Origin of the sequence: Aeromonas sp. LsrichE-8G (assembly GCF_022869435.1) — a bacterium.
Lineage (GTDB): Bacteria > Pseudomonadota > Gammaproteobacteria > Enterobacterales > Aeromonadaceae > Aeromonas > Aeromonas caviae.
This window is the reverse complement of sequence record NZ_JALIHH010000034.1, coordinates 1-25,824: the sequence shown is the minus strand read 5'-3', so window position 1 is coordinate 25,824 and position 25,824 is coordinate 1. Positions and strand designations below refer to the sequence as shown.

Annotated in this window: 30 protein-coding genes and 1 other RNA gene; 15 read left to right on the top strand and 16 right to left on the bottom strand. The window is 60.3% G+C overall.

Annotation, left to right across the window (positions count from 1 at the left end; genetic code table 11):
* The first annotated feature begins 4 nt into the window (after positions 1–4).
* The 5 genes from MUW49_RS07490 to npr are packed head-to-tail and all read left to right on the top strand — an operon-like array spanning position 5 to position 3,401.
* Positions 5–1,444, top strand: a complete 1,440-nt coding sequence (locus MUW49_RS07490) for an RNA polymerase factor sigma-54 (RefSeq protein WP_039040474.1) — start codon at positions 5–7, stop codon at positions 1,442–1,444.
* A gap of 20 nt (positions 1,445–1,464) precedes the next feature.
* Entirely contained in the window at positions 1,465–1,752 is a 288-nt protein-coding gene (hpf, locus tag MUW49_RS07485; protein WP_005305957.1) for a ribosome hibernation promoting factor, read from the top strand.
* Positions 1,753–1,754: 2 nt separating this feature from the next.
* Positions 1,755–2,201, top strand: a complete 447-nt coding sequence (ptsN, locus tag MUW49_RS07480; protein WP_103858763.1) for a PTS IIA-like nitrogen regulatory protein PtsN — start codon at positions 1,755–1,757, stop codon at positions 2,199–2,201.
* A 40-nt stretch (positions 2,202–2,241) separates the two neighbouring features.
* Positions 2,242–3,108: an RNase adapter RapZ gene (gene rapZ / locus MUW49_RS07475; RefSeq protein WP_010675869.1), complete on the top strand. Its 867-nt coding sequence runs from the start codon at positions 2,242–2,244 to the stop codon at positions 3,106–3,108.
* Between the two features lie 20 nt (positions 3,109–3,128).
* The gene (npr, locus tag MUW49_RS07470) at positions 3,129–3,401 is read left to right on the top strand and encodes a PTS phosphocarrier protein NPr (RefSeq protein ID WP_010675868.1); all 273 of its coding nucleotides are present in this window, start codon (positions 3,129–3,131) and stop codon (positions 3,399–3,401) included.
* Positions 3,402–3,416: 15 nt separating this feature from the next.
* Here the strand turns inward: npr and MUW49_RS07465 are convergent, their stop codons facing one another.
* The 12 genes from MUW49_RS07465 to MUW49_RS07410 form a co-directional block, all read right to left on the bottom strand.
* A complete protein-coding gene (locus MUW49_RS07465; protein WP_244812578.1) occupies positions 3,417–5,321 on the bottom strand; it encodes a PRD domain-containing protein in 1,905 nt (634 codons plus the stop codon).
* A 106-nt stretch (positions 5,322–5,427) separates the two neighbouring features.
* Positions 5,428–6,168: a KDGP aldolase family protein gene (locus MUW49_RS07460; protein ID WP_244812577.1), complete on the bottom strand. Its 741-nt coding sequence runs from the start codon at positions 6,166–6,168 to the stop codon at positions 5,428–5,430.
* A complete protein-coding gene (locus MUW49_RS07455; protein ID WP_244812575.1) occupies positions 6,168–7,283 on the bottom strand; it encodes a DgaE family pyridoxal phosphate-dependent ammonia lyase in 1,116 nt (371 codons plus the stop codon). The genes MUW49_RS07460 and MUW49_RS07455 overlap by 1 nt, the downstream gene beginning before the upstream one ends.
* On the bottom strand, positions 7,267–8,406 hold the full coding sequence (locus MUW49_RS07450; protein WP_244812574.1) for an amidohydrolase/deacetylase family metallohydrolase: 1,140 nt from the start codon (positions 8,404–8,406) through the stop codon (positions 7,267–7,269). The genes MUW49_RS07455 and MUW49_RS07450 overlap by 17 nt, the downstream gene beginning before the upstream one ends.
* A gap of 201 nt (positions 8,407–8,607) precedes the next feature.
* Positions 8,608–9,258 (bottom strand): DUF4310 family protein, encoded by a 651-nt coding sequence (locus MUW49_RS07445; protein ID WP_041214029.1) that lies wholly within the window; start codon positions 9,256–9,258, stop codon positions 8,608–8,610.
* Positions 9,259–9,269: 11 nt separating this feature from the next.
* Positions 9,270–10,046, bottom strand: coding sequence for a DUF4311 domain-containing protein (locus tag MUW49_RS07440; RefSeq protein ID WP_201872168.1), 777 nt, complete (start codon positions 10,044–10,046; stop codon positions 9,270–9,272).
* A 25-nt stretch (positions 10,047–10,071) separates the two neighbouring features.
* On the bottom strand, positions 10,072–10,368 hold the full coding sequence (locus MUW49_RS07435) for a DUF4312 family protein (RefSeq protein WP_049637184.1): 297 nt from the start codon (positions 10,366–10,368) through the stop codon (positions 10,072–10,074).
* Complete coding sequence (locus tag MUW49_RS07430) at positions 10,368–10,733, bottom strand: SFCGS family glycine-rich protein (RefSeq protein WP_049637185.1); 366 nt, start codon at positions 10,731–10,733, stop codon at positions 10,368–10,370. The genes MUW49_RS07435 and MUW49_RS07430 overlap by 1 nt, the downstream gene beginning before the upstream one ends.
* A complete protein-coding gene (locus MUW49_RS07425) occupies positions 10,734–11,096 on the bottom strand; it encodes a transcriptional regulator (protein ID WP_102949038.1) in 363 nt (120 codons plus the stop codon).
* A gap of 308 nt (positions 11,097–11,404) precedes the next feature.
* On the bottom strand, positions 11,405–12,532 hold the full coding sequence (gene degS, locus MUW49_RS07420; RefSeq protein ID WP_161469869.1) for an outer membrane-stress sensor serine endopeptidase DegS: 1,128 nt from the start codon (positions 12,530–12,532) through the stop codon (positions 11,405–11,407).
* Positions 12,533–12,621: 89 nt separating this feature from the next.
* A complete protein-coding gene (locus MUW49_RS07415) occupies positions 12,622–13,980 on the bottom strand; it encodes a Do family serine endopeptidase (RefSeq protein ID WP_042015057.1) in 1,359 nt (452 codons plus the stop codon).
* 81 nt (positions 13,981–14,061) lie between these two features.
* Positions 14,062–14,442, bottom strand: coding sequence for a YhcB family protein (locus MUW49_RS07410; protein ID WP_010675856.1), 381 nt, complete (start codon positions 14,440–14,442; stop codon positions 14,062–14,064).
* Between the two features lie 139 nt (positions 14,443–14,581).
* On the opposite strand from MUW49_RS07410, the gene zapE reads away from it, so the two are divergent.
* The 8 genes from zapE to MUW49_RS07370 all read left to right on the top strand — a co-directional run bounded on the left by zapE (position 14,582) and on the right by MUW49_RS07370 (position 20,765).
* Complete coding sequence (zapE, locus tag MUW49_RS07405) at positions 14,582–15,676, top strand: cell division protein ZapE (RefSeq protein WP_113978325.1); 1,095 nt, start codon at positions 14,582–14,584, stop codon at positions 15,674–15,676.
* A gap of 266 nt (positions 15,677–15,942) precedes the next feature.
* Complete coding sequence (gene rplM / locus MUW49_RS07400; RefSeq protein ID WP_005336289.1) at positions 15,943–16,371, top strand: 50S ribosomal protein L13; 429 nt, start codon at positions 15,943–15,945, stop codon at positions 16,369–16,371.
* Between the two features lie 14 nt (positions 16,372–16,385).
* On the top strand, positions 16,386–16,778 hold the full coding sequence (gene rpsI / locus MUW49_RS07395; RefSeq protein ID WP_005336286.1) for a 30S ribosomal protein S9: 393 nt from the start codon (positions 16,386–16,388) through the stop codon (positions 16,776–16,778).
* 300 nt (positions 16,779–17,078) lie between these two features.
* Positions 17,079–17,669, top strand: a complete 591-nt coding sequence (gene petA, locus MUW49_RS07390) for a ubiquinol-cytochrome c reductase iron-sulfur subunit (protein ID WP_010675854.1) — start codon at positions 17,079–17,081, stop codon at positions 17,667–17,669.
* Positions 17,670–17,671: 2 nt separating this feature from the next.
* On the top strand, positions 17,672–18,889 hold the full coding sequence (locus tag MUW49_RS07385; RefSeq protein WP_010675853.1) for a cytochrome bc complex cytochrome b subunit: 1,218 nt from the start codon (positions 17,672–17,674) through the stop codon (positions 18,887–18,889).
* Positions 18,886–19,620, top strand: a complete 735-nt coding sequence (locus tag MUW49_RS07380) for a cytochrome c1 (protein ID WP_113978324.1) — start codon at positions 18,886–18,888, stop codon at positions 19,618–19,620. The genes MUW49_RS07385 and MUW49_RS07380 overlap by 4 nt, the downstream gene beginning before the upstream one ends.
* Before the next feature lie 87 nt (positions 19,621–19,707).
* Complete coding sequence (gene sspA, locus MUW49_RS07375) at positions 19,708–20,337, top strand: stringent starvation protein SspA (protein ID WP_039040485.1); 630 nt, start codon at positions 19,708–19,710, stop codon at positions 20,335–20,337.
* Complete coding sequence (locus tag MUW49_RS07370) at positions 20,334–20,765, top strand: ClpXP protease specificity-enhancing factor (protein WP_029314842.1); 432 nt, start codon at positions 20,334–20,336, stop codon at positions 20,763–20,765. The genes sspA and MUW49_RS07370 overlap by 4 nt, the downstream gene beginning before the upstream one ends.
* 42 nt (positions 20,766–20,807) lie before the next feature.
* Here the strand turns inward: MUW49_RS07370 and dolP are convergent, their stop codons facing one another.
* Genes dolP through MUW49_RS07350 form a run of 4 tightly spaced genes read right to left on the bottom strand, consistent with a single transcriptional unit; the run spans position 20,808 to position 24,094 of the window.
* Positions 20,808–21,386: a division/outer membrane stress-associated lipid-binding lipoprotein gene (gene dolP, locus MUW49_RS07365; RefSeq protein ID WP_109421763.1), complete on the bottom strand. Its 579-nt coding sequence runs from the start codon at positions 21,384–21,386 to the stop codon at positions 20,808–20,810.
* 4 nt (positions 21,387–21,390) lie between these two features.
* The gene (locus MUW49_RS07360) at positions 21,391–21,981 is read right to left on the bottom strand and encodes an SIS domain-containing protein (protein ID WP_010675848.1); all 591 of its coding nucleotides are present in this window, start codon (positions 21,979–21,981) and stop codon (positions 21,391–21,393) included.
* A 9-nt stretch (positions 21,982–21,990) separates the two neighbouring features.
* Positions 21,991–22,386 (bottom strand): YraN family protein, encoded by a 396-nt coding sequence (locus tag MUW49_RS07355; protein WP_080770042.1) that lies wholly within the window; start codon positions 22,384–22,386, stop codon positions 21,991–21,993.
* On the bottom strand, positions 22,304–24,094 hold the full coding sequence (locus MUW49_RS07350; protein ID WP_223952598.1) for a penicillin-binding protein activator: 1,791 nt from the start codon (positions 24,092–24,094) through the stop codon (positions 22,304–22,306). The genes MUW49_RS07355 and MUW49_RS07350 overlap by 83 nt, the downstream gene beginning before the upstream one ends.
* Before the next feature lie 199 nt (positions 24,095–24,293).
* Here MUW49_RS07350 and rsmI point away from each other — a divergent pair, with 199 nt between their 5' ends.
* Entirely contained in the window at positions 24,294–25,127 is an 834-nt protein-coding gene (gene rsmI, locus MUW49_RS07345; RefSeq protein ID WP_103244152.1) for a 16S rRNA (cytidine(1402)-2'-O)-methyltransferase, read from the top strand.
* 62 nt (positions 25,128–25,189) lie between these two features.
* Positions 25,190–25,576: RNase P RNA component class A (gene rnpB, locus MUW49_RS07340), an RNA gene on the top strand.
* The last annotated feature ends 248 nt before the right edge of the window (positions 25,577–25,824 follow it).

The window sequence follows — 25,824 nt, the reverse complement described above, 5'->3', positions numbered from 1 at the left end:
GTAGATGAAGCCGACATTACAGTTGCGTCTCGGTCAGTCCCTGACCATGACGCCACAATTACAACAAGCGATTCGTCTGCTCCAGCTCTCCACCCTGGAACTCCAGCAGGAAATTCAGCAAGCGCTCGACAACAACCCCTTGCTGGAGCAAGAGGAGAACGAGGCGCAGGAAACCAGTCAGACAGAGACACAGGACGCCAGTCAACTCGACTCCAGCGATGCCATGGCCCAGGAGAGCATGCCGGATGAACTGCCGGTGGACACCACCTGGGACGAGGTCTACTCGGCCGGTACAGCTCAGAGTGCAGGCCCCATCCATGACGGGGAAGACAGCGTCTATCAGGGGGAGACCACCGAGAACCTGCAAGACTACCTGCTGTGGCAGATGCGGCTCACCCCGTTCAGTGATGTGGATGCGGCCATCGCCCTTGCCATCATCGATGCCATCGACGAATCCGGGTATCTGACTGCCACCCTCGAGGATATTCAGGCTGCAGTCAGCAGCGAGGAGGTAGAAGTCGAACTGGATGAGATCGAAGCCGTGCTCAAGCGGGTGCAGCATTTCGATCCGGTCGGCATCGCCGCCCGTTCGGTGCAAGAGTGTCTGCTGATCCAGCTCGGCCAGTATTCGCCGGACCTGCCCTGGCTCGACGAAGCCAGAGAGGTGATCCGCGAACACATGGACCTGCTCGGCAATCGCGACTACCGCACCCTGGCTCGCAAGACCCGCCTCAAGGAGAGCGATCTCAAGGAGGTGCTGGATCTCATCCAGCAACTGGAGCCCAGACCCGGCAACGGCATCATCCAGAGTGAATCCCAGTACGTGATCCCGGATGTGTCCGTGGTCAAGAAGGGCAGCAAGTGGGTGGTTGAACTCAATCCGGACTCTGCTCCGCGCATCCGTGTCAACGAGGCCTATGCGGCCATGGCGCGCAATGCTCGCAGCAGCACGGATACCCAGTTCATCCGTTCTCATTTGCAGGAAGCCAAGTGGTTCATCAAGAGCCTGGAGAGTCGTAACGACACCCTGCTCAAGGTGGCCAGCTGCATCGTCGAGCAGCAGCAGGGCTTTTTCGAGTACGGCGAAGAGGCCATGAAACCCATGGTACTCAACGACATCGCGGAAGCGGTGGAGATGCATGAGTCGACCATTTCACGGGTCACGACCCAGAAGTACATGCATACGCCCCGCGGCATTTTTGAACTGAAGTTTTTTTTCTCCAGTCACGTCAATACGGAGGGAGGAGGAGAGTGCTCATCGACCGCTATTCGCGCCCTGATCAAGAAGCTGGTGACGGCGGAAAACCCCGCCAAGCCGCTTAGTGATAGCAAGATCGCGGATTTGCTGGCCGAACAGGGTATTATGGTGGCGAGACGCACGATCGCAAAGTACCGTGAATCCTTGTTGATCCCGCCATCCAATCAGCGCAAACGCCTGGTTTAGGCAAACAAAAGGAAGACGTTATGCAAATTAACCTGACCGGACACCATGTCGAGATTACCGAAGCTCTGCGTGATTATGTGAACAACAAATTTGCCAAACTCGAGCGTCACTTTGACCATATCAACAACGTACACGTGGTGTTGAGCGTCGAAAAACTGAACCAGATCGCCGAAGCCAAGCTGCATGTCAGCGGGGGAGAGGTGTTCGCCAATTCGCAGCATGCCGACATGTATGCGGCGATTGATACCCTGCTGGATAAACTGGATCGGCAGATCATCAAGCACAAAGATAAGTTAAATCAAAAATAACTATGCAACTTGAACACATACTGAGTCGGGACTGCACCAAGAGTGCGGTCCCTTGTACCAGCAAGAAACGCGCGCTCGAGATCATCAGTGAACTGGCCGCAGAGCGCCTCGGCGCTTCCCGCCAGGTCCTGTTTGAAAGCCTGCTGGCGCGAGAAAAGATGGGCAGTACCGGGATCGGAGCCGGTATCGCCATCCCCCACGGTCGGATTGACGACGCCTTCGCGCCGACCGCCGTGTTGATGACCTTCTCCGAGCCCATCCCTTTCGATTCTATCGACAATCAACCGGTTGACCTGCTCTTTGCATTGCTGGTGCCGGAAAGCGAGTGCAAGCAGCACCTCAAGACTCTTTCCCTGATGGCATCCAAACTGGCTGACAAGGCCGTCTGCCGCCAGCTGCGCCAGGCGACCAGCGACGAAGAACTCTATCAGATCATGACGTCGGCCTGAGGCCGGGTCTGACACAGCCACGTTGGCGTGAGGGGACAAGATGCAGTTAATAGTAGTAAGCGGTCGTTCGGGCTCCGGCAAGACGGTGGCCCTGAGGGTGCTCGAGGATCTCGGGTACTACTGCGTGGACAACCTGCCGGTCAACCTGCTGCCCCAGTTGATCGTGTCGGTGGAGAGCCAGTATGACAAGCTGGCGGTCAGCATCGACGTGCGCAACCTGCCTGCCCAGGCAGACAGGCTGGAGAACCTGCTGAGCCAGGTGCGCAACGAGGGGCGAGTCAAGTTTTCGAGCTTCTTCTTCGATGCGGACAACGCGACCCTGCTCAAACGCTACGGTGAGAGCCGCCGTCTGCACCCTCTGTCCCGCAACAAGCTTTCGCTGGACGAGGCGATCCGGGAAGAGACCCACCTGCTGGCACCGCTCTCCTCGACCGCCGACCTGCGCATCGACACCACCAACCTCAGCATTCACGATCTCAGCGAGCTCATCAAAACCCGGGTGCTCGGCAAGAAAGAGAACGAGCTGGTGCTGGTGTTCGAGTCATTCGGTTTCAAGTACGGCATTCCCAAGGATGCGGACTTCGTGTTCGACGCCCGTTTCCTGCCCAACCCGCACTGGATCCCGGAGCTCAAGCCCTTCACCGGAAAGGATGAGCCCGTGGCCAACTACCTCTCCAGCCAGCCGGATGTCATGCTGTTCATCCAGCAGATCGAGAATATGCTGGGGACCTGGTTGCCCCACCTGGAGCGCAACAATCGCAGCTATGTGACCGTCGGGATTGGCTGTACCGGCGGACAACACCGCTCGGTGTTCATCGCCGAGCGGCTGGCCAGCGCATTCCGGTTGCTTGGCAAGAACGTGCAGATCCGCCATCGCACGTTGGACAAGCGTTCAAACCCCGCCTGACAGATCCACAGGATGCTCAGATGACCGTTTCCGCCTCGGTAGAAGTCAAAAACAAGTTAGGCATTCACGCCCGACCGGCCATGATGCTGTTCGAGCTGGTGCAGGGGTTCGATGCCCACGTGCTGCTGCGCAACGAAGAGGGAGTCGAGGCCGACGCGGACAGCGTGATCGGCCTGCTGATGTTGGACTCCGCCCAGGGCAAACAGGTGGAGGTGCAGGTGGAGGGCCCCGAAGAGGTGGAGGCCCTGGCCGCCGTGGTGGCGCTGTTCACCTCGGGCTTCAATGAGGAGTAATACGCCTCGGCGTGCTCAAGGTGCGCTGCGAGCCAGCGCCTTGAAAGCGGCAAAATCCCGACAAGCCAGCAGACTTCTGCTGGCTTTTTCGTTCATCAGTGCCAGAAACAGATCATAAAGTCCCATGGCTTCCTCATAATCCGCCTTGGCGATGGCCAGCACGAAGATGAGGGTAGCGCTCTCGCCGTTTCCCCAATCGATCCCCTGGGGGGCCAGCACGGTATAGACCAGGGTGCGGCGCGCCAGCAGGCCGAGGGAGTGGGGCAGAGCGATGCCGTCCCCCAGCAGGGTGGAGACGATCCGCTCCCGCTCCTGCAAGGATCCCCGGAATCCGCTCTGCACCAGATCCTCCGCCTCAAGCTGGCTGCAGATGCGATCAAACAGCATCCCCTGGCTGATGGGTTCATCAAGCACCATGAAGTGGTCGGCATCGAAATACTTGTCGAGCAGATAGGGACGGGTGCGATCGACGAGCACCAGCTTGCCGAGCTGCTCCAGCTGGTATTGGGTCGGGAAGGGGGCCACCTGCACCACGGGAGCATTCTTCTCGCTCACCTTGAGGGTGCTGATGACGAAATCCTGCTCGACTCGCACCAGTCCCTCATAGTCCCGCACCGACTCCAGCGTGGTCAGCTGCAGTTGGGGGTATTCCCGCCGGATGCGTGCTTCCAGCACCCGGAAGGTGGCGTTGCCCGCATCGCACAGCAGCAGCGCCTGGGGGCGCCGGGTGTAACCGATGTCGTAGTGGCGCTCCAGGCCGACTCCGATGTGGATCACCAGGTAGCCGATCTCGTGGTGGGTCAATCGGTAGGGGGTCTGCCTGATCCACTCAGAGATGGCCGCCAGGGTGATGTCGTAGGCGAGGGGGTAATACTGCTTGATGTGGTCCGCCAGGGGATTGTGGCTACCAATCTGGTATTTGACCCGCAGCAGCATGGCGCCGATGTGGGTCTGCAGGTCGGCTCGCAATTGCGGATCGCCGCGAAGGTCATAAGGGTAGTGCTGGTGGATGTAACCCAGCAGGTGCGCCGTCAGCTGCTCGCTCTCGGCCGCCATGGCCGGGCTGAGCAGGGGCGTCTCTGCAGTGAGGCGAGCCTGGATCTGGATGGCGAGACAGGCGATCTCTTCCTGCCCCGGTGAAGTCAGGGTCGGCAGCTCGGCATAGATGTCGCGGGCCACCGCAGCCAGGGCCGGCGTGATGTCGTCGCTGGCAAACTGCCGCAACTCGTGGCCGGACGCCTGGCGCAGCAGGGCGACGGCGCAGTAGACGGTGACTTGCTGCAGGCTCTCGTCGGCCAGACGCAGCTGATGGCGACCGAGTTGCTCGTGAATGTGGTTGCCTACTACCTCCAGCGTCTTGCTGGGGCAGAGGGTGGGCAGCAGGCTCTGGAGCGGATGCCGGTGCAGCAGCTCCTGGCAGAGCAGCTGGGTGAGGCAGGCGCGGATCGCCGTCTCGCCCCCCTGGATGCGCATCCCCAGCCGGGGTCTGCTGTCGATGGCGAGCCCGAAGTGGGCGAGCCGCTCCCGCACCTCCGTCATGTCACCCTGCAAGGCCGCCCGGCTCAGATACCAGGTGTCCGCCAATTCGTCGAGCTTGATCCCCTGTTCCGCCGTCAACAGCAGGATCTGCAGGTGCAGCACTCGCTCGCGGCTGGTGCGGGGCAATCCGCTCTCCTGCTCCTGGGCCGCCAGCAGCGCCTCGAACAGCCCCTGATTGTAGATCTTGAGCTGATAGCCGCTGCCGCGCTGGTGGATCAGGTGGGCACCCCGGGTGGCGATGAGCTCGTTCAGGGTCGCCACGTCGGTACGCACCGTACGGGTGGAGACATTGAGGCGGCGGGCCAGCTCCTCCTGCGGCAGCGGCTCGGCGTGGAGCAGGGTGAGCAGTTGCTGGAGTCTGGGGTGGGGCAGCTTGATCATGAGGCGGGATCGGGCTCCTGTCGCGGAATGAAAAATCGATGTTAACAAGGGGGTCATTGACAAGCCAAGCACCGGTCAGTGATCGGACCGGTGCCTGAGGGTGTCGCTATGCCAGCAGTCCTTTCATTGTGGCCAGCAGGGTACGCACGTCCTCGGGACGGGTCTGACCGCTCGTGCTGTCGATGATGGAGCTGTAGATGTGGGGGATCACCTTCTCGACCCCGGCATCCAGCGCGATGCGCACTATCTCCTCGAAGTTGTCCAGATCGATGCCGCCGGTGGGCTCCAGCCAGAAGCCGTGGCGGGCACAAGCCTCGGCCACCGCCTGATACTCGGCGCGGCAGGCGAGTCCCCCCATGGGGAAGAACTTGACCGAGCTGCCCCCCATGTCCTTGAGTAGGGCGATGGCGGTGTCGATGGGGACGATGCCGTCGGGCTGCTGGCTGCTCAGGGGACCGGTGGAGATCTTCACCATGCCCGGCATGCCGGTGGGGGAGATCAGGCCGTTGACCAGCGTTTCCGACTGGCCGAGCAGCGCCCTGCTGGCGCCAACGCCAGTGAACACCTGGTTGACGTGCTGGGGCTGCAGCTGGCGAGCCAGCTCGGCCACCATGGGGGACTGGCGCGGATCGCCGGCCCCCAGCCCGATGGAGAGGGCGTTGTCGATAAGCCTGGCGTAGGCCTGCATGTCGGCGACGGCGGAGGGCACATCCGGGTAGTTTTTGGAGAGCACACCGACCAGCACGTGGCCCTCGGCGGCTTCATAAATGTCGACGGCATTCTCTTTGGAACCTGCCAGCACGTTGAGACAGACCCGATCACGGTAGTAGTTGGGGGTAAGGGACATCAGTTGTTCTCCTGAACGAGGTTGGCAATGGCAGCATGGATCTGGTCGAGCTGGGGCAGGGTGACGCTGCGCACGTCTATCTCGATGTGCCCCTCGTTGGCCTTGTAGCCACGGCAGTAGATGGCAGGTGTACCCTGTTGCAGGTGGGAGACCACTTCCACCGTGGTCATGCCGATCTGCTGGTGGTCGAAGGCGATATCGGTGCGGGCGATGTCGCGCCCCGCGCTGTCCGACACTACCTTGGCGCTGATGCCGGGCAGCTGGTTGAGGCGCTCGATGAAGGGGGTCATCTTGGCGACCATGGCGGCGCTGCTCTCCTTCTCCTTGGCCAGATAGCGCTCGATGGCGTGGGTCAGGCCGAGGATCCCCTCCTTGCCCACCTTCATGGCACGGCCGATGCCGTTGGCCTGCTGCTTGACCCACTCCACATACTGACGCCTGCCGAGCACCAGGCCGCTGGTGGGCCCTTCGATGGCCTTGGCACCGCTGTAGATGACCAGATCCGCCCCCTTGTTGTAATAGAGGCGCAGATCCTCCTCCGCCGCCGCATCGACGATGAGCGGGAGCCCGTGGGCCTTGGCCACCTCGGCCGCCTCGGCCACCGACAGAATGCTCTTCTGCACGCAGTGGTGGGACTTGATATAGAGGATGGCGGCGGTATTGGCATTGATGGCGGCGGCCAGCTGGGCGGGTGTGCACTCGTTGGCGTAGCCTGCCTCCACCACCCTGCCGCCCCCCAGGTTGACCATGGTGCCGACGGGGGCACCAAAGTTCACGTTGTGGCCCTTGGGCAGCACGATGTCGCTCGGCACGTCGTGGGCATGAGCATGCAACTGCTCGAGGCGATAGGGGTCGCCGCGCACTATCACGGCGGCCACCGACTGGGCGATGCCGGCGCTGGCGCAGGAGACCACCACCGCATCTTCAACGCCCAGCAGATCGGCCAGGTAGGCGCCGGTCTTGTTGACCAGATCCTTCACCTCGAAGTAGTGGCCGAGGCCGAAGTTGACCGCATCGACCACCTCCTGCTCGGGGGTGGATACGCCGAGGATGGTCATGCGCCCGGAGGCGTTGATCACCGGTTTGAGCCGGTATTTCTCATACACAGAAGGCATGGTGTGATTTCCCGTAGTGAGTCAGAACCAGTGCGCCGCCCACCAGGGCGGCGAGAGGGAGCAGTTGCCGATCACCGTTGCGGGTGCCGGCCTCGGTATCGGTAAAGAGAGTGGGGCCGCAGCTCACCTCGAACAGGGTGATGTCTGCATCGGCGCCCACCTCGAGTCGCCCCTTACCGGGCAGGCGCAGGGCATCGGCGGCCTGGTGAGTGACGCAGGCGAGTACCTGCTCCAGGGTCATGCCGATGGCGAAGAACTTCGACATCACGTGGGCAAGGCTGTAGACGGGCCCCTTGATGCGGTTCTTGCAGTAGATGTCTGAACTGATGGTGTGGGGCAGGATGCCCTGGGCAATGGCCAGCTCTGCCACCTCGAAGCTGAAGCTGGCACCGCCATGGCCGATGTCGAGCAAGAGTCCCCGCCGCATCGCCTCGCGCACCGCCTGGCGCAGTTCACCCGCAGGGGTCAGGATGCGGTTGGGCTTGCCGTTGAAGCAGTGGGTCAGCAGATCGCCCTCCCCCAGCAGGGCGACGATCTCGTCCAGATCCGGCGGCGTGTTGCCCACGTGCACCATCAGTGGCAGGTTGCCATTGGCCTGCTGGATCTGCTTGGCCATGCGCAGGGGTTGCAGACCGCTTTCACCCACCACGCTGCCGCTCATGCGCGCCTTGATGCCGACGATGAAGCCGGGATGGCGCCGGATGGCCGCCTGGGCGAGGGCGGGATCGATGTCTGCCGGATCCGCCAGCTCGTTCTGACGCAGCAGACCGATGCGGGAGATGTTGAGCAGGGCATGCACCCGGGTCTTGCAGGTGGCGGCGAGACGCTGGAAGTCGTCCACATCGTCGGCTCCGGTGCTGCCGGCGTCGATGACGGTGGTGACGCCGGATTCCACGCCCACCTTGTCCGGCTCATCGTGATAGATGGGGGAGGCGGGGTAGCAGTGGGTGTGGCCGTCAATCCAGCCGGCGCTCACATGGACCTGCCCACCCAGAGTGAGGGTTTGCTTCGTCTCCGAGCTTTCTGGCAGCGAACCCAGCGCCGCTATCTTGCCATGCTTGATGGCGACGTCGACGAGCTGCCCGTTTCCCAGGCGTCCCGCCCTGATGATCATGTCGTACATGCTGATATCCCTCTTGGAACCTGCTTGCGCTCTTACTGTGAGGCCGCTTCCAAGGCTCATGTGCTGTGCGCGTATTTGTAACCAAGAGTTCTCACGTCTATCCATACGCTCCGGCCCCTGCGCTGCTCTTCACCTTGCTGACGACCTTTCGCGACAGAGCGCAAACAGGTTCTTGAATGCCGCCCAAGAGACGGCCTTGGATTAAGCCAGGGCGATGGGGAAGAAGGTCCCGAACAGCATGGCCCCCAGGATGGCGCCCCCCGTGATGGGCTTTTCCCAGATGTAGAACAGCAGCGCACCCAGCAGGGAGCCTATCCCGATGGGAATGGAGGCGCCCATGGCGGAGAGGATGATGAGGGGACCGAGGAAGCGGCCGGAGCTGTTGCCAGCCCCCATCATGACGTCCGCCCCGTAGGTGGAGTTGCTTTGGTTGATGGTGAACTTGCGCGCCAGGATGATCACGTAGCCGATGGCCATCCCAATCCCCATGCCGGTGATCAGGGAAGCGGTGAAGTTTTCCACCGGATAGATGATACCGGCCCCCAGTAGCAGGGCGGGCACCCCGAGGCCGACTCCGGTCTGGATGGCGCCGCCGATGTCGAGGATCCCCACCAGGGAGCCCTCGATGATGCGGGCGAACAGGAAGCTGGCACCGAAGGCGGCGACTGCACCATAGGCCCCCGTGTCCATGCCGGCCTTGAGCATGGCAACGAAGGCCACCTCGTTGAAGGCGCCGACCCCGTAGAGGTAGAACATGTGGGTACCGGCGAAGACGCCGGAAGAGAGCAGACCGACAAAGATGGGGAAGGACCAGTCGGCATACCAGAAGTTGTTTCTCAGTTTCTCATCCATGGTGTGCTTCCTTATTTTCCGCTCATGAGGTTGTGGACGTTTTCCAGCCACAGGGGAACGCCCAGGTGGAAGGATTCAATGAGTTTCATGTCAAAGCCGCGGAAGAAGCCGCTCAGCACGAACAGCAGGACGATGGCACTCATCATCACCTTGGTGACGTGGTTCCAGCCGCTCTCTTCCACCCCCTTGCCGATCAGGATGCCAAGCACCAGGCCTGGTACCGCGTTGCCCATGATGAGCTGGGCCAGACCGCCGAAGATGGTGGCCCAGAAGCCGGACTTCTTGCCTGCCTCGATGGCGGCCAGCCAGAAGATCACCGGCATGACGGTGTTGACCAGCAGGTTGGCGGAGGGCACCAGCACCTTGACCGCGGTCACCTGCAGGGCGGCAGGTACGGCGGCGGCCGTGCTGTTGAGGAAGGCGACCACGATGGCACCAATGATGCCGCAGGCGATGGCCATCTTTTTGGGATCATGGAGGGTGGTGGCGAGATCCCGGTTCTTGATCATCAGGGCCGCAGCACCCCAGTTCGGCAGGATGCGGTGATCCACGTCCTGAGTGAAGGCGCCGGCCGCGACCGTGGAGGCCCAGGCGTTGAAGAAGAAGCCCAGACCGAACGAGAAGTGGGATGCGGGGTCCCCTTCGCAGGAGTTGAGCTCGCCCAGGGTACGGAACGCGCCCATCCCCTGCACGGTCGGGGCGTGGAACATCCGCGCCGCGCCAGCTCCCACCCCGACGCCTACCAGGCCGCCGATGATGAGTGACTTCATCAAAATGATTAGAAACATCCAACTTGTCCTTTTGGTTGTGGGGTCAGGCCCGGGTGAAATCCACTTTGTCGACATCCAGGCTGATGACCTTGACGGTGATCGCCAGCCGGACCCGGAACTCGTGGCGCTGGCGTGGCAGGAAGAAGAACAGGAACTTCTCCACCCGTACCGACTCCTCGGCCTCGAGCACCTCGACCTCGAGGGGTTCGATGCGCAGCATCACCTTGGGGCTCTCCTTGAGCAGGCTGGGTTGCACCTGGCTGAGGGCGGCAGCGAACGCCTGCTGGCGAGTCGCCCCCTTGCCGTTGACCGTGATCCGGGTGGTGAAGTGTTCTTTCATCAGGTGCGCCCGTGTTTCTTGGCGAAGGCTTCGATCAGCTTCTGGCCCAGCTCTTCCTTGTCCATGAAGCCGAAGCCCAGTACCACGCACCCCTCGTTGATGGCGGTGACACCCTCTTCGATGGATCGCATGCCGTAGCGGCACTTGTAGCCGTACTTGGTCTGGGCCGTGATGGCGCCCGCGCCACCGCTGCCGCAGAAGGAGATGCCAAGGTCGGCCTGCTCCTTGTTCATCACATCACCGAGCTTCATGTCGGCGGCCATGCCGGGGATGACGGTCACGGTGGCGCCGGCGGCTTCTGCGCCTGCCCCCACTTTCTGACCCTTGCCGAGACGATCTCCAATCACGAGTTTGATGGCAGTCATTTAGCTTTCTCCTTTTACTGAGCTGAGTTCGTTTTCTTTGGCCACTTCAAAATGGACGGACAAGAGGTGCGCCTCCTCGTAGGCGAGGCGGTCGAGCCAGGCAACGACCTGCTCTGCCAGGCGCAGGGAGAGGGGGGAGATCTCCTCGAACAGGCTGAGGTCGACCTCCGGCAGGGATCCCCCGCTGTAGGAGCGCCACACCATGGCCTTGACGTGGGAGGCCAGCATCTGCTGCTGCACGTCGTTGGGGCGTATGCCCTGATCCGCCAGCAGGTTGTGAATGCGGGCCAGGGTCAGGTCGGTCTTGCGCAGCAGTGCCGGGCTGTCCGGGGTCAGGGGGGCGTCATGGGTGTCGGTGTTCAAGGTCTGCTCTCCAGGCTGGCAGAAAGGATGGGATCACCATAAAGCGGAGGAGAGTGCGGGAGGAGGCAGGTTTTTTCCGATTCGAAGTGGAAATCCGGAGGGAAAGGCATCAAAAGAAGCCCTTTTGGCGTTCAGGAAGAGGAAAGGAGCGAACTGGCGGCAAGGGAGTGTGATCGATGGCGCGTTTTGACGGCGCCTTCGCCCGATTGCTCATTGGCGCAATGTGTGAGCTGTCTCACGCACAGGTGGGCGCCGGAGGAAAGCGGGCACAAAAAAGGGCCCTGTCGGGCCCCGCGAGGATCCGCCCCTCAGGTGGTGGGTGCCGCACTGCTGGTCGGCAGGGTCTGATTCTGGTAGCGCAGGTCCTCTTCGATGATGACATCGACGTCCAGCGGCTTGCCGTTGCGGATCACCGAGATGGTGAGCTTGGTGCCGGGGCGGCTCTCGACGATCTTGTCCATGACGGGACGCACGCCGGTGATGGCCTCTCCGTTGATCTTGAGCAGCACATCCCCACGTTTGAGACCGGCCTTGGTGGCTGGGCCATTGGGATCCAGGCTCTCCACCACCAACCCCTGCAAGTCCCCCAGGTTCAGCATGCGCGCGACGATGGGATTGATCTCGACGCTGGAGATGCCGAGGTAGCCGCGGATGACCCGGCCGTTGGCGATCAGCTCGTCCATGATGCGCTTGGCCAGCTTGTAGGGGATGGCAAAACTGATGCCATAGCTCTCCTGATTGCCGTTGAGGTGGTAGGCGGCGGTATTGATACCTACCAGATCGCCACGGCCATTGACCAGGGCGCCTCCGGAGTTGCCCTCGTTGATGGCGGCATCGGTCTGCAGCAGATCCTGCCGGCCGTTGCTGTCCGGCCCCATGCTGGAGAGGCCAATACGCCCGGTGGCGCTGATGATGCCCTGGGTGATGGTCTGGCCGACGTTGTAGGGGTTGCCGATGGCGAGCACCACGTCTCCCACGTCCGGCAGACGATCCGGGTCCTGCGGGATCACCGGCAGGTTGTCCGATTCGATGTAGAGCACCGCCAGATCGGTCAGCTTGTCGGTGCCGACCAGCTCTGCACTGAACACCCGGCCATCTTGCAGGGCGACGATGATCTGGTCCGCATCGGCGATGACGTGATAGTTGGTGAGCACGTGACCGCGCTGGTTCATGATGACGCCGGACCCCAGCCCCTGGGGTCTGAGTTCGGCTTTTTCACCGCGATTGCCGGCGAAGCTGCGGGTGTAGATGTTGACGACGGCAGGGCCGGCGCGATGGGCCGCGTAGGAGAAGCTCAGCTCGCGGGCGTTGGTGATGAGGCCCGGCAGGGGAGCGCCGCCGCGAAAATTGGGGAACACCAGCAACAAAAGCGCAGCCATGGCGAGGCCAAAGCCGACGGACTTGCCCAAGTAGCTGATCAGTGGTGGGATTTTCATGTCTTTCTCGTCCGTACAGGCTGCGGGCAGAGAATAACATTATCGATGGATAAAAATCACCCGCGGCGGTTGCCGCGGGTGTGAGGGGCTTAACGGATCACCAAATAGAGCGAGGAGTCACCGCGCTGGATGTTCAGCGCCAGGACTTCCGGCTTGTTTTTCAACACCTTGGTCAGTTCTCCCATGGAGTTGATGCGCTGGCGGTTGACCCCGATGATGATGTCGCCCTTTTGCAGGCCGGAGGCGGCTGCCGGTGAGCGGGGATCGATGTCGGAGACGGCCACGCCGGTCACGGGGTCTGTGGTGGTGCTCAGCTTGGCCCCTTCCAGTGCCGGATGCAGGGCGCTGGCCAGGATCTCGCTGTCATCCGCTTTCTTCAGGGTGACCTTGACGGTCTGCTCCTTGCCGTCACGGATGAGGCCGAGCGAGACCTGCTTGTCGGCCCCCATGGTGGCGATTTTGGCACGCAGCTCGCCGAAGGAGCGGATGGGCTTGCCATCGATGCTGATGATGATGTCGCCTGCCTTGATGCCTGCCTTGGCGGCAGCGGAGTCAGGCATGACCTGGTTGACGAAGGCACCGTCCTTCTTGTTGTAGCCGAAGGTCTTGGCGATTTCGCTGGTGAGCTCGGTGCCGGTAATCCCCAGCTGGCCACGGCGCACTTCGCCGTATTTCACGATCTGCTCGGAGAGATCGCGCACCATGTTGGACGGGATGGCAAAGCCGATGCCGATGTTGCCGCCGTTGGGGCCCAGGATGGCGGTGTTGATGCCGATCAGCTCCCCGCGCAGGTTGAGCAGGGCGCCGCCCGAGTTGCCGGAGTTGATGGCCGCATCGGTCTGGATGAAGTTCTCCAGATTTTCGATGTTGAGGCCGCTGCGACCCAGGGCGCTGACAATGCCGGAGGTGACGGTCTGGCCCAGGCCGAACGGGTTGCCGATGGCCAGCGCGTAGTCACCGACTCTCAGCTCGTCGGAGTCGGCGAACTTGATCTGCACCAGATCCTCGGCCTTGATTTGCAGCAGGGCGATATCCGACTGTTTGTCTTCCCCTATTTTCTTGGCTGCATACTCACGGCCATCCTTCAGGTTGACCTTGATTTCGTCCGCCTCGTGGACCACGTGGGCGTTGGTGATCACGTAGCCTTTCTTGGCATCGATGATGACGCCGGAACCAAGCGCCTGGAAGGGCTGCTCGCTCACCTGCTCGTCAGGCATGTTGGGGCCGAAGAAGAAGCGGAATTGTTCCGGCAGGCGCTGGCGGGTGATCTTCTTGCCAGAGACGGAGATGTTGACCACGGCAGGGGTCACCTGCTCGAGGACGGGGGCCAGGCTCGGCATCTCCTGGTTGTTCGCCATCAGGGGCAGTGCGGCCTGCGCCGGTGCTGAGGACATGGCGATACCGACACTGAGGGCTAAGACACTGAATACAGAAAGAGATTTACGCATATGAGAAACAGCTCCCAGAAAAAGTTGCAGTGCAATCGTCAAGGTCTGACCACGATAAAGCGTAATTAGTTCAACCGACGATCAGCCCGGCTGCTTGAGCAGGCCGGACGCACCGGCGTAATCGCGGGGAGGAAGGCCCGGCTCCTCGCTGTTGGCGGCATCGCCTGTTTCTTCCACTTCGGGTTCGCGGAACAGTGGTTCCTGTACCTTGGCCAGGAACTTGCTCTGTTCCGCCATATGGCGATAAAGGGTCTGGTACTGTTCGGCCAGTTGCTCCATCAGGGCTGCGCTGTCGGCGAAGTGGGTGGTGATCTGCCCCTGGTAGCTTTCCAGCTCCTTGTGGGCTTTTTTCAGCTCCTGTTCCAGGCGTCCGGCATCCCGGCTACGGACAGAGAAGCGGCCGATCAGCACGCCGATGATCAGGGCGGCGATCGCCAGCAGGATCCCGTTAAACAGAGTCATAGAAGCTCCTTGTTACAGCTAACACGATGAATTTGAAGCGGTCGGATGGACCGCAACGCCTCGTTGGCACTATACCGTGCCCCCCGAGAGCGTGATACCATTTTGTCCCTCATTCAGGGACTTGGAGGCGGTTTACAGGATGACCCCGCAGCAAAAATATCAGCAGGATTTGCAGCGCCCCGGCTTTGTGGCCGATCCGGCCCAGGCCATGGCAGTCACCCGCCTGGAGCGACTCTATCAGGATCTGTGCGCAAGCCCGACTCCGACCAGATCCCGTGGCCTGCTGGGTTGGCTGCAAAAGCCGAAAACCCGTGACCCCGTCCAGGGGTTATATATGTGGGGCGGTGTGGGCAGAGGCAAGACCTGGCTGATGGATACTTTTTTTGAGAGCCTGCCGGGGGAGCGCAAACTGCGCATCCACTTCCACCGTTTCATGCACCGTGTGCACGACGAGCTCAGAGGGCTGACCGGTCAGTCCGATCCGCTCAAGCTGATCGCCCGCAAGCTGACCGACGAGACCGACGTCATCTGTTTCGACGAGTTTTTCGTCTCGGATATCACGGATGCCATGCTGCTCGGCACTCTGTTCCAGGAACTCTTTGGCCATGGCGTAGTGCTGGTGGCCACATCCAACATCCCCCCTCAGGATCTCTACCGCAACGGGTTGCAGCGTGCTCGCTTCCTGCCTGCCATCGCGCTTATCGAGCGTCACTGCGAGGTGATCAATGTCGATGGCGGTGTCGATTACCGGCTGCGAACCCTGGAACAGGCAGAGATCTATCACTTCCCGCTGGATGAGCAGGCCAGGAGCAACCTGGATCGTTATTTCAGCCAGTTGACCGGGACTGGGGCGGTGACTGCCGCCGCACTGGAAGTCAACCATCGCCAACTGAGTGCACTGGGCGTGGGGGAAGGGGTGCTTTATATGGAGTTTGAACAGCTGTGCTGTACTCCACGCTCCCAGGGCGACTACATCGAACTGGCCCGTGAGTTCCACACCGTCCTGCTGGCCAATGTGCAACCCATGGGCAGCGGCACGGATGACGCGGCCCGCCGCTTCATCGCCATGGTGGACGAGTTTTATGAGCGGCACGTCAAGCTCATCATATCGGCGGCGGTCCCCATGACCGGGCTCTATGGCGAAGGCCTGCTGAATTTCGAATTCAAGCGTTGCCTTTCAAGGCTTCAGGAGATGCAATCGCACGAATACCTTGCCAGAGTGCACCTTCCTTAGTCACAATACCGCGCCTGCCAGTCGGATGGGCATCTGCGGCAGGTAGGGCCGGGCGACATTTGCTAGCTTCATGGCAGTGAAATTAGCAGGTGATATTTAAGGCAACTTCACTTATAATCGCCCGGCCCACGTTACAGCTGTCGATAAGACAGCAACACTTTAAGCTTTACTTGTATTCGAAGGGGTACAGGTAGGCCATCGTTTGTTGTTTGTGGGAGAGCCCCCATAAGCAATTGGGTCTGTAACAGGTAATTGGGTTTAACTTAATGAAAACTTTCGTTGCCAAGCCAGAAACCGTAAAACGTGACTGGTACATTGTGGACGCAGAAGGTAAAACTCTGGGTCGTATCGCAACCGAGATCGCTGCTCGTCTGCGTGGTAAGCACAAAGCAGAGTACACTCCGCACGTTGACACCGGTGACTACATCATCGTTGTAAACGCTGAGAAGGTACACGTAACCGGTAAGAAATTTACCGACAAAATGTACCACGCTCACTCCGGTTTCCCGGGTGGTATCAAGTCCATCAGCTTCGACAAGCTGATTCAGCGTAAGCCGGAAATGGTAATCGAAGCTGCCGTCAAGGGCATGCTGCCGAAGGGTCCGCTGGGCCGTGCCATGTTCCGTAAGCTGAAAGTTTACGCAGGCGCAGAGCACGCTCATGCTGCTCAGCAACCTCAAGTACTGGATATCTAACGGGAACTGGCAACATGGCAGAAAATCAATACTACGGTACCGGCCGTCGCAAAAGCTCCACTGCTCGCGTATTCATCAAAGCGGGTAGCGGTAAAATCGTAATCAACCAGCGCTCCCTGGAGCAATACTTCGGCCGTCCGACTGCCCGCATGGTAGTTCGTCAGCCGCTGGAACTGGTCGAGATGACCGAGAAACTGGATCTGTACATCACCGTTAACGGTGGTGGCATCTCCGGTCAAGCTGGTGCGATCCGCCACGGTATCACTCGTGCTCTGATGCAGTACGACGAGACCCTGCGTTCCGAACTGCGTAAAGCTGGCTTTGTTACTCGTGATGCCCGTAAGGTTGAGCGTAAGAAAGTCGGTCTGCACAAAGCGCGTAAGCGTCCGCAGTACTCCAAGCGTTAATTCGCTTTTGGTACGCACTCTCAGGAGTGTCAAAAAAGCCTGGCAATTTGCCAGGCTTTTTTTATTGGTAATGTTACATGTGACAATGCTAAGCATACGTCACAAAAGACAAAAAAATTGTGTATTTATTGTTTTTGCCCATCGACTCCCTTTCTTGTCAAATTGTTATCTTTTCTTTAAAATTTCCATGGTCTTTCTGTGTCAATTGCCACTCCGCTTCCATCGCAGTTGTCAGAGGGAGAGGAGAAGTAAACAGGGACACTATAAGAATGAGCGGAGTCCACATGGGAGAGTTTTTGGATGAGCAATGCGCCAGTTGATACCGGTCGCCGCAGATTTCTTACCTGGTCAACGGTTGCCGTTGGCGGTGTAGGAGCTGCTTTTACCGCAGTGCCGTTTATTAAGTCATGGAATCCGAGTGCCAAAGCCAAGGCGGCAGGCGCCCCGGTTGAAGTGGATATCAGCAAGCTGGAGCCGGGTCAGCTAATCCGCGTCGAGTGGCGTGGTAAACCGGTCTGGGTGGTGAAGCGTACCAAGCAGACGCTGGATGCTCTGGCTGCACACGATGACAAGCTGCGGGATCCTGCGTCAGACGAGCCACAGCAACCGGACTATGCCCACAATGGCTACAGATCCATCAAACCGGAAATCTTCGTGGCCGTTGGCATCTGCACTCATCTGGGATGCTCCCCTTCCTATCTGCCCGACAGCTTCGGCGAGCAGGTTCAAGGGGTAACTTCCGGCTTCTTCTGCCCCTGCCATGGCTCCAAATTCGACATGGCTGGTCGAGTGTTCCAGGGCGTCCCCGCACCGCTGAACCTGGTCATTCCGCCATACCAATTTCTTAGCGACACCACCATTCTGGTCGGTGCCGATGGCAAGGAGGCCTGACCATGTTTGCCAAACTCATGGGCTGGATCGATGATCGTTTCCCGCTCACGGCCATGTACAACGACCATATGGCCAAGTATCCGGCGCCCAAGAACCTGAACTTCTGGTACTTCTTCGGCTCGCTTGCCATGTTGGTGCTGGTCAACCAGATCATCACCGGCATCTGGCTGACCATGAACTACAACCCCTCGGCGGAAGGTGCCTTCGCTTCCGTGGAATACATCATGCGGGATGTGGATTACGGCTGGCTGCTGCGTTACATGCACTCAACCGGGGCATCCGCCTTCTTCATCGTGGTCTACCTGCACATGTTCCGCGGCATGATCTACGGCTCTTACCAGAAGCCACGGGAACTGCTGTGGATCTTCGGCATGCTGATCTTCCTGGTACTGATGGCCGAGGCCTTCATGGGTTACCTGCTGCCCTGGGGGCAGATGTCGTTCTGGGGGGCCCAAGTCATCATCTCGCTGTTCGGTGCCATCCCCGTTATCGGTGACGATCTGACCCTGTGGATCCGGGGGGACTATGTCATCTCGGGTGCAACCCTGAACCGCTTCTTTGCCCTGCACGTCATCGCTCTGCCGCTGGTGCTGGTGATGCTGGTGGCCATGCATATCCTGGCGCTGCACGAGGTGGGCTCCAACAACCCCGATGGTATCGACATCAAGAAGCACAAGGACGAGAACGGCTGGCCACTGGATGCGGTCGCGTTCCACCCCTATTTCACCGTGAAGGACATGATCGGGGTAGCCGGTTTCCTGTTCTTCTTCTGTGCCATCATCTTCTTCAAGCCGGACATGTGGGGCTATTTCCTCGAGAAACCGAACTTTGAGGTGGCCAACGGCCTGAAGACACCGGCGCATATCGCTCCGGTCTGGTACTTCACCCCCTTCTACGCCATCCTGCGTGCGGTGCCGGACAAGCTGCTGGGGGTCATCATGATGGGCCTCTCCATCGTGGTGCTGTTCCTGTTGCCCTGGCTGGATCGCTGCAAGGTGCGCTCGGTGCGTTACCGCAGCACCCTGCACAAGCTGAACATCGCCCAGTTCGTGGTCTGCTTCATTATCCTGGGGGTGCTGGGCGTGCTGCCATCAACCCCGACCCTGACGCTGATTGCACAACTCTGTACTCTGGGTTATTTCGGATTCTTCGTCCTGTTGTTCTTCTACAGCAAGAATGAGAACACCAAGCCGCTGCCGGAGAGGGTGACATTCAAATGAAAAGAATAATTTTTGCAGTGCTGGCCCTGCTGCCTGGTCTGGTGTTGGCCTCTGGCGGTGGCTTCCCTCTCGACAAGGCGGAGTACGATTTGAGTGACAAGGCATCCCTGCAACGGGGGGCCGGCACCTTCATGAACTACTGTGCCGGCTGTCACTCCACCCAGTACCAGCGTTATAACCGGGTGGCGGCCGACATCGGTATTCCGGACGATCTGATGAAGGAGAACCTGGTCTTCACCGGCGCCAAGATCGGCGATCTGATGAAGAGCGCCATGTCCGAGAAGGATGCTGCGCGCTGGTTCGGCGCGCCGCCCCCCGACCTGACTCTGGTTGCCCGGGTGCGTGGTGCAGACTGGATCTACACCTATCTGCGTTCCTTCTACGTGGACGAGACCCGTCCATTCGGGGTGAACAACGCCGTCTTCCCGTCCGTGGGTATGCCCCATGTGCTGGAGCCGTTGCAGGGGACGCCCCGCGCCGAGTTCAAGACGCACACCCTGGATGGCGTGGAGATGCAGCAAGTCGTCAGCATCAAATCTGACGGCAACGGTGAAATGAACAACGAAGAATATGATCAGACGGTACTGGATCTGGTAAACTTCTTGGTCTACTCGGCTGAGCCGGTGCAGCAGGAGCGCGAACGTATGGGCTTCTGGGTACTCGGATTCATCGCTATCTTCTTCATCTTCACTGTGCTGTTGAAGAAGGAATTCTGGCGCGACGTTCACTAAGCGACCAGATCGGAGTAATATGACGCACGGCAATGAAGACAGACATGCTTCATTGCCGTTTCTGCTTTTTAATGACGGGAGGGTTCAATGGCTGTAGCTGCCAATAAGCGTTCGGTAATGACGCTGTTTTCCGGTGCCAACGATATGTTCAGCCATCAGGTGCGTATTGTCCTGGCGGAGAAGGGTGTTAGCGTGGATATCTGCCAGGTTGATCCTGCCAACCTGCCGGATGAGCTGGCCGAGCTGAACCCGTACAACACTGTACCGACTCTGGTGGATCGCGAGCTGGCGTTGTACACCTCGCGCATCATCATGGAGTATCTGGACGAGCGTTTCCCGCATCCGCCCCTGATGCCGGTTTATCCGGTCGCGCGCGGCAACAGCCGTTTGATGATGCACCGCATCGAGCTGGACTGGTACTCTCTGGCCGACAAGATCATGGCGGGCACCGATACCGAAGCCGCCCGTGCCGAGCTGCGTGACAACCTGCTGGCCATCGCCCCCATCTTCGGCGAGATGCCCTATTTCATGAGCGAAGAGTTCGGTCTGGTCGACTGCTACATGGCGCCGTTGCTGTGGCGTCTGCCGAGCCTGGGCATCGATTTCACCGGCCGTGGCGCCAAAGAGCTGAAGGCTTACATGGTTCGCCTGTTCGAGCGTGAATCCTTCCAGGCTTCCCTGACCGAGGCCGAGCGCGAGATCCGTGCCGGCGTATGAGCATGGAACCGACAATGACACCCAGTCGCCCGTATCTGCTGCGGGCGTTTTTTGACTGGTTGCTGGATAACGATCTGACTCCCCATCTGGTGGTCAATGCCAATATTCCCCATGTGATGGTACCGATGCAGTTCGTGCAGGATGGCCAGATTGTTCTGAACATAGCCCCCCGGGCCGTGGGCCAGTTCCACATGGACAATGACGCTGTCAGCTTCAGCGCCCGTTTCGGTGGCGTATCGCAGCAGGTCTATATCCCCATGGCGGCCGTACTGGCCATCCATGCCAGGGAGAATGGAGTGGGGACCCTGTTCCCGCCGGAGCCCGGGTATGACCTCTGGCTGGAACAGGCACAGACACCAACGTCGGTTGACCCCGAGCCGGAACCACCGCGCCCGAGCGGTCGCCCGACCCTGAAAGTCATCAAATAAAAAACGCAGCCTGAAGGCTGCGTTTTTTTTCCTGCCAGATGGTCAATTCTGGGCAAACTCGAAGGCTTTGATCACCTGTTTAACGCCGCTGACGTGGCGGGCGATTTCCACGGCCTGATCCCCTTCCTGGCGGGTGACCAGCCCAATGAGGAATACCTCGCCATTCTCGGTGACAACCTTCACCTTGGCGCTGTCGAAGTTCTTGGTGCCCAGCATGTCGGCCCGCACCTTGGAGGTGATCCAGGTGTCATTGCTGCGCACGCCGATACTGACTGGTTTGCCAAGGCGCAGTTCGTTGTAGACATGGCGAACCCCTTCAACCCGGCTCACGATTCTACCCGCTTCCTGTTTGTAAGCGTCAGAAGGTGTCTGACCCACCAGCAGCACACGGCCGTTGTTGCTGTAGACACTGATCTTGCTGGCGGCGCTCAGGGGCTTGTTGTCGGCTAACAGGTTGGCGGCTTTCAGCTCTATGGTCTGATCGTCCCACTGGGCACCCAGGGTGCGGCGATCGCCGCTCGCTTTGGCGGTGCCAGCCGCGCCACCGACCACCACGGCAGCACAGCCTTGCAGCAGCAGGACGCCAGTCAGCAGGGCAAGAGCGAGAATAGGCTTCTTCATGGTTTCAGTCTTCCTGTTGCGGGAAAAGTGTCTGGTCGATGAGATCACAGAGACAGTGCAGGGTCAACAGGTTCACTTCCAGAATACGAGGACGGCGAGCGGAAGGAACGCGGATCTCCACGTCATTGGGGCCCAGCAGACCGGCGATCTCTCCCCCGTCTCCGCCACCGAGAACAATGATGGTCATGTCGCGGGAGAGGGCGGCCTCCGCAGCCTTGATGAGGCTGCGGCTGTTGCCTGTCGTGGTGATGACCACCAGGATGTCGCCTGGTTGTCCCAGAGCACGTATCTGTTTGGCATAGACCTCTTCGAAACCGTGATCCGTGGCGATGGCGCTGATGGTCGCCATGTCGGGCGTCAGGGCGAGACCGGGCAGGGAGGGGCGAGGAGTTTCATAGCAGTTCACCAGTTCGGAAATGAACAGCTGTGCCAATGCCGAGGAAGGACCATTGCCACATGCCATCACCTTGTGGCCATTGAGCAGGCAGATGGTCAGCATCTGGGCTGCCGTATGGATGGCATCCGGCAGTGCTTCGGCGGCAGCTATCTTGGTCTGGATACTCTCGGTGTAATTCTCTTTGATGGGATCAGTCATGGGGTCCTCTTAAAACGCGTTCTGGATCCAGTCCGGCTGGTCGCCCTCGAACGCGATCACATCGAATCGACAGGCCTGGTTGGCCTCATTGATGGCATGTTGCTTGAAATAGTGGCGCGCGGCCAGCACGATCTTGTGCTGCTTGCGCCGGGTGACCGAGCTGGCTGCACCGCCATGGGTGGCGTTGGCGCGATATCTCACTTCAACGAACACCAGGGTCTCCCCCTGGCGCATGATGAGATCGATCTCGCCGCCACGGCAGCGGTAGTTGCGGGTCACGGGTTGCAGGCCGCGGGCCTGCAACCAGCGTTCCGCTATTTGCTCAAAGTGTTGTCCCTTGCTCGTCGCTGCCGACGGCAACAGGTTCAACCACTGCTGGTGAAGTTGTGTCAGTAGCCTCTTCATGAGTCGCATCCTCCAGCTGGGGGGCGGCGCTGTCGCTGACCAGCTTGCCATTCTGGTAGGTGGCCCAGTCCAGCATGCGCACTATGTTGCCCTGGGGATCCACGCTCAGCTGGCCGCTCATGCCGGGTTGCTGCATGGCATTGACCTTGCGCATTTGCGGCAGGTTGCCTGCCAGGCTGACGGCATCGTAACCGAGGGCGAACAGGCGCAGCAGGTCGCCCTGGGTCTGGGGCCAGAGCAGGGCAATCTGTTCACGCTGCGTCTCGAAGCCACCCAGCAGCAGTGGCATGTCGGAGATATGCATGCCGTTAAGCTCGGATGCCACCTCGGTCGTCCCGCCGTCGTATCCCCGCGAGCTGCTGTAGATGGGCAGGCTGCCCATGGGATTGACCGAGATGTCCACATAGGGCTTGATCATCCGGGTCTCCAGGCTGTTGGCCACCACATAGACGGCGTCGATGCTGCGCGGCGCGGCATCGGACAGCTGGACAATCTCCCCGGCTCGTGCCGTGGAACGGCCGCTCAGAGCGTTCTTGACCATGCCCTGCACTTCGTTGCGCGCCCCGAAGGTGGCAACCACGGGCTTCTCCTGGCTGACGCCGGCCCAGGCCTGCTCAAACGCCTTGATACTGCTGTAGCCAATCCGGCCTTGTGCCGCGATCAGCAGCGGCTTGCGGTAGCCCTGACCATAGAGGTACTGGGCCGCCTGGCTCGCATCGGCAGCGGCGGAGAGTGAGAAATAGAAGGTGTTGTCGTTGACGATCGGCTTGTCCAGCTCGTTGAGCGCCAGCACCGGCACGGTCGGATTCGACTTGAGCAGCTCCTCCACCTGATCCTTGAGCAGGGGGCCGATGATCATGTTGGCCCCTTCCTGGATGGCCTGCTTGTAGAGGTCCCCCATCGCCTTGCCCTGGGTATCATAGAAGTTCAGGGTGAACTGGCTCTGATTTTCCTTGTAGGACATCAACATGCCGTTGCGGATGGCGGCGCCCTGGGCTTCCAGGTTGCCGGAGAGCGGCAGGAAGACGGCGATCTGCTGCAGCGAACCGTTGTCCGTGATAGCGAGATCCCCAAGGCCGGCAGGCATGTCGCTCTGGGCAGGGTGGTTAGGGAAGCTCTGCTTCCAGCCGGCAAGCTGGCGGGCCAGCTGGCTCGGCTGTGCCCCGAATTCGTTCACCAGCGCCGCAAGACGCAGCCAGCCGGTGGTCACATCGGGAGCTGGCTCCTCTTCGAGCGCCTGCAGGGTGGAGGGGGTCATGCTTTTCAGCAGTGACCAGATCTGCTGGTGATTGGTGGCCAGCTCATTCTTGGCCAGATAAGGTTCCAGCAGGATCAGCGACTTGGCCGCACCAAACTTGTTGTTGATGTCGAGCTGCAGCACCACACGCTGGCGGTACCAGTCCTTCTGGGTATCGGCATCCAGCACCACATCCGGCTTGCCTTCCAGCAGGATCAGCGCCTGGTTGGCGTTGCCCTGGGCGAGCAGCAGGTGTGCCTGCAGCAGTTGCAACTGCGCCTGCTGCTCCGGGCTCTTCGCCTGCTTCTGCAACTGCTGATACAGGGCGGCAGCCGGTTTGGCCTGGCCGAGCGCCAGATAGCTGCGCGCCGCCATCATCTGCCACACGAAGGCCTCTGCCGGTTTGGCGGGATCCACCTGCTCCAGATACCACTGGGCATTCTTGGTCAGATCCGAGAAGGCTGACGGCATGCCGGGTTGTCCGGAAGATTGATTGGGCTCCGACGCACAGGCGGCGAGCAGGACTGCCGCGAGTAGGATGCCGAAGAGTCGTGATACACTTAGCTGCTTTATAACCCGGTTCAAGTTCATTCCCCGACCAGTGTTGAAATTCTCCATAGTGTAAACGGGCCAATATGGCGACACAATTGTCGGGACACTCGGAGCTCCCATGAGTGACATCCCAACCCTGTATATAGTCCCCACTCCGATCGGCAATCTGGCCGACATCACCCAGCGAGCACTGGACGTGCTGCGCAGCGTCGATCTGGTGGCCGCCGAGGATACCCGGCATACCGGGATCCTGCTCAGCCACTACCAGATCTCGGTATCGACCTTTGCCCTGCACGATCACAACGAGCAGCAAAAGGCGGATGTGCTGATCGCCCGCATCAAGGAGGGCAAGAGCGTGGCCCTGGTCTCCGATGCGGGGACGCCGCTCATCAGCGACCCCGGTTATCACCTGGTCACCCGTTGTCGCGAAGCCGGGGTCAAGGTGGTGCCGCTGCCCGGTCCCTGCGCTGCCATCACGGCGCTGTCCGCCGCCGGGCTGCCCACCGACCGCTTCGCCTTCGAGGGTTTCCTGCCGGCCAAGGCCAAGGGGCGGGATGATCGCCTGCAAGCCGTCATCGAAGACACCCGCTCTCTGGTGTTCTACGAATCGCCGCGCCGGGTGCAGGATACCGTGGAAGCGATTGCTCGCATCCTTGGCGAGCGCCAGGTGGTGGTGTGCCGCGAGCTGACCAAGACCTTCGAGTCCATCCACGGTCTGCCCGCCTCCGAGATGCTGGCCTGGCTCGGAGAGGACGATAACCGTTGCCGCGGGGAGATCGTGCTGGTGGTCGCCGGTGCCAGCAAGGTGGATGACGAGTTGCCTGCGGAGGCGATCCGCACCCTGGGCCTGCTGGTCGGCGAGCTGCCCCTCAAGAAGGCTGCAGCCCTCACCGCCGAGATCCACGGGGTGAAGAAGAACGCCCTCTACAAATACGGTCTTGAGCACTATTAATTGCCGTAAACCGGAATTGACGGTTTACCCCGTCCGTCTCGCGAGGCTATAATCCGCGCCTCGGAGTTGGCTGGGCAATCGCTGCTTCGTCGTTGTGTCCCTCGGGACAGACGGGCGGAGGGGAGGAAAGTCCGGGCTTCACAGGGCAGGGTGCCAGGTAACGCCTGGGGGGCGCGAGCCTACGACCAGTGCAACAGAGAGCAGACCGCCGATGGCCCGCAAGGGATCAGGTAAGGGTGAAAGGGTGCGGTAAGAGCGCACCGCGCGACTGGCAACAGTTCGTGGCACGGTAAACTCCACCCGAAGCAAGACCAAATAGGCCCCTATTGGCGCGGCCCGCGTTGGGGGCGGGTAGGTTGCTTGAGCCAGCGAGCGATTGCTGGCCTAGAGGAATGATTGCTACCCGGGGCAACCCGGTACAGAACCCGGCTTACAGGCCGACTCCGACCTCTTTCCTGAAGAGCCTTGCGATTTATCGCAAGGCTCTTTTTATTAACCATAAAGTACTGCCTCGGTTGACTCGTGATATTTACTGTTGGGCTAGCTATGTTTAATACCAATCAGATTAAAGATGTGATCTAATTGCTCTATTCTGGTTTCACTGTACTCAGTATGTCCGATCCAATCGATTTCTTGGCCCTCGCCAAGGCAGAAACCAACGCCAGGAAACGCATGCGATTCCTGGCGTTAGCACACT

Coding starts and splice junctions, on each gene's coding strand:
- MUW49_RS07490 (WP_039040474.1), top strand. CDS start 5: ATGAAGCCGACATTACAGTTGCGTCTCGGTCAGTCCCTGACCATGACG.
- hpf (WP_005305957.1), top strand. CDS start 1,465: ATGCAAATTAACCTGACCGGACACCATGTCGAGATTACCGAAGCTCTG.
- ptsN (WP_103858763.1), top strand. CDS start 1,755: ATGCAACTTGAACACATACTGAGTCGGGACTGCACCAAGAGTGCGGTC.
- rapZ (WP_010675869.1), top strand. CDS start 2,242: ATGCAGTTAATAGTAGTAAGCGGTCGTTCGGGCTCCGGCAAGACGGTG.
- npr (WP_010675868.1), top strand. CDS start 3,129: ATGACCGTTTCCGCCTCGGTAGAAGTCAAAAACAAGTTAGGCATTCAC.
- MUW49_RS07465 (WP_244812578.1), bottom strand. CDS start 5,321: ATGATCAAGCTGCCCCACCCCAGACTCCAGCAACTGCTCACCCTGCTC.
- MUW49_RS07460 (WP_244812577.1), bottom strand. CDS start 6,168: ATGTCCCTTACCCCCAACTACTACCGTGATCGGGTCTGTCTCAACGTG.
- MUW49_RS07455 (WP_244812575.1), bottom strand. CDS start 7,283: ATGCCTTCTGTGTATGAGAAATACCGGCTCAAACCGGTGATCAACGCC.
- MUW49_RS07450 (WP_244812574.1), bottom strand. CDS start 8,406: ATGTACGACATGATCATCAGGGCGGGACGCCTGGGAAACGGGCAGCTC.
- MUW49_RS07445 (WP_041214029.1), bottom strand. CDS start 9,258: ATGGATGAGAAACTGAGAAACAACTTCTGGTATGCCGACTGGTCCTTC.
- MUW49_RS07440 (WP_201872168.1), bottom strand. CDS start 10,046: ATGTTTCTAATCATTTTGATGAAGTCACTCATCATCGGCGGCCTGGTA.
- MUW49_RS07435 (WP_049637184.1), bottom strand. CDS start 10,368: ATGAAAGAACACTTCACCACCCGGATCACGGTCAACGGCAAGGGGGCG.
- MUW49_RS07430 (WP_049637185.1), bottom strand. CDS start 10,733: ATGACTGCCATCAAACTCGTGATTGGAGATCGTCTCGGCAAGGGTCAG.
- degS (WP_161469869.1), bottom strand. CDS start 12,532: ATGAAAATCCCACCACTGATCAGCTACTTGGGCAAGTCCGTCGGCTTT.
- MUW49_RS07415 (WP_042015057.1), bottom strand. CDS start 13,980: ATGCGTAAATCTCTTTCTGTATTCAGTGTCTTAGCCCTCAGTGTCGGT.
- MUW49_RS07410 (WP_010675856.1), bottom strand. CDS start 14,442: ATGACTCTGTTTAACGGGATCCTGCTGGCGATCGCCGCCCTGATCATC.
- zapE (WP_113978325.1), top strand. CDS start 14,582: ATGACCCCGCAGCAAAAATATCAGCAGGATTTGCAGCGCCCCGGCTTT.
- rplM (WP_005336289.1), top strand. CDS start 15,943: ATGAAAACTTTCGTTGCCAAGCCAGAAACCGTAAAACGTGACTGGTAC.
- rpsI (WP_005336286.1), top strand. CDS start 16,386: ATGGCAGAAAATCAATACTACGGTACCGGCCGTCGCAAAAGCTCCACT.
- petA (WP_010675854.1), top strand. CDS start 17,079: ATGAGCAATGCGCCAGTTGATACCGGTCGCCGCAGATTTCTTACCTGG.
- MUW49_RS07385 (WP_010675853.1), top strand. CDS start 17,672: ATGTTTGCCAAACTCATGGGCTGGATCGATGATCGTTTCCCGCTCACG.
- MUW49_RS07380 (WP_113978324.1), top strand. CDS start 18,886: ATGAAAAGAATAATTTTTGCAGTGCTGGCCCTGCTGCCTGGTCTGGTG.
- sspA (WP_039040485.1), top strand. CDS start 19,708: ATGGCTGTAGCTGCCAATAAGCGTTCGGTAATGACGCTGTTTTCCGGT.
- MUW49_RS07370 (WP_029314842.1), top strand. CDS start 20,334: ATGAGCATGGAACCGACAATGACACCCAGTCGCCCGTATCTGCTGCGG.
- dolP (WP_109421763.1), bottom strand. CDS start 21,386: ATGAAGAAGCCTATTCTCGCTCTTGCCCTGCTGACTGGCGTCCTGCTG.
- MUW49_RS07360 (WP_010675848.1), bottom strand. CDS start 21,981: ATGACTGATCCCATCAAAGAGAATTACACCGAGAGTATCCAGACCAAG.
- MUW49_RS07355 (WP_080770042.1), bottom strand. CDS start 22,386: ATGAAGAGGCTACTGACACAACTTCACCAGCAGTGGTTGAACCTGTTG.
- MUW49_RS07350 (WP_223952598.1), bottom strand. CDS start 24,094: ATGCCGTCAGCCTTCTCGGATCTGACCAAGAATGCCCAGTGGTATCTG.
- rsmI (WP_103244152.1), top strand. CDS start 24,294: ATGAGTGACATCCCAACCCTGTATATAGTCCCCACTCCGATCGGCAAT.